Source organism: Neisseria sp. HMSC055H02 (assembly GCF_001813335.1).
Lineage (GTDB): Bacteria > Pseudomonadota > Gammaproteobacteria > Burkholderiales > Neisseriaceae > Neisseria > Neisseria sicca_C.
In genome coordinates this window covers 1-938 of sequence record NZ_KV812122.1, presented here as the reverse complement: position 1 = coordinate 938, position 938 = coordinate 1, and the positions used below count along the sequence as shown (strand labels likewise).

At 43.2% G+C, this 938-nt stretch carries 1 pseudogene; it reads right to left on the bottom strand.

Annotation, left to right across the window (positions count from 1 at the left end):
* Positions 1-218, bottom strand: a pseudogene (locus HMPREF2907_RS13315) (hypothetical protein); the annotation flags it as partial.
* Positions 219-938 lie beyond the last annotated feature (720 nt).

Here is a 938-nt window from a genome sequence, read left to right as displayed (position 1 = left end):
AACCCTTTTGAACCCACAGGAAGCAGGTAACGTGGATCAGGGTTATCAAAGTGCCGTCCTGATCCGTTAAAGTCATAAAGAATGTTTGGCTTCATCCCCGCAATATCATGGGTATCTCGTGGTTCGGAGATCTTCCCTTTCCATTCAAAGCACAATGTCGCCGATCGGTTTCCAAGCTCGTGTACCGGGACTTCGCCAAACGTACCCAAAAAATTCATCCCACCATCGTACTCCGTAATTTAAAATGGAGTATCAAACCTGCGGTTTGCTATCAACATATCAAACAAGCGATCAATGTGTTCACGCCTTAGTAAAAGCATTAGTTTTCCTTATGTGTTATTTTCCATCCCTGCCCACGTCAAACACCGCTCAAAATCGACAAAGGCAGATATTTTGTCTAAATAGCTCCAGTTTAAGAGCTGTCAGCTACTAGATTGAATAGTATTAATCTTGCATAAATAAAAAAGCCCGCCGTAGGGGGCAAGAGAAAAATAGGCGTGGCAATTTTGCAGGCTGCCGAAGGTGCCGGAAAAGTTGCCTAAGTCTGTTTTTCTCTTGGGGGCGTGAGGACGTTTCGGCCGAACCTTGAGAGGCGGTAACAGGGCCGCGGCGGGCTTTTTTTTCTTTCATTTCCCTTCAGCATATAGAGGTCGTCTGAAATCGCCGTTTCAGACGACCTCTATATCTTAGTCATTGTAAATAATCTGCTCTACCCGTCCACCATATATGCGGGTAATTAGCCTTGAAATCTTCAATTTTCCATTGAATGTTTTCATCGTAAGCTCCTGTATCATAGATATATTTTTATCAGAACCTATAAAATGTGTTGCCCTAATAAACCTTTTCTAATGCTTGCCTCTACTTCAGATACGTTTTCGAACATCAACAGCTTTATTAGGGCTTCAGTTTCCAGCTCCGTTTCAGCGGGAATTTTACCT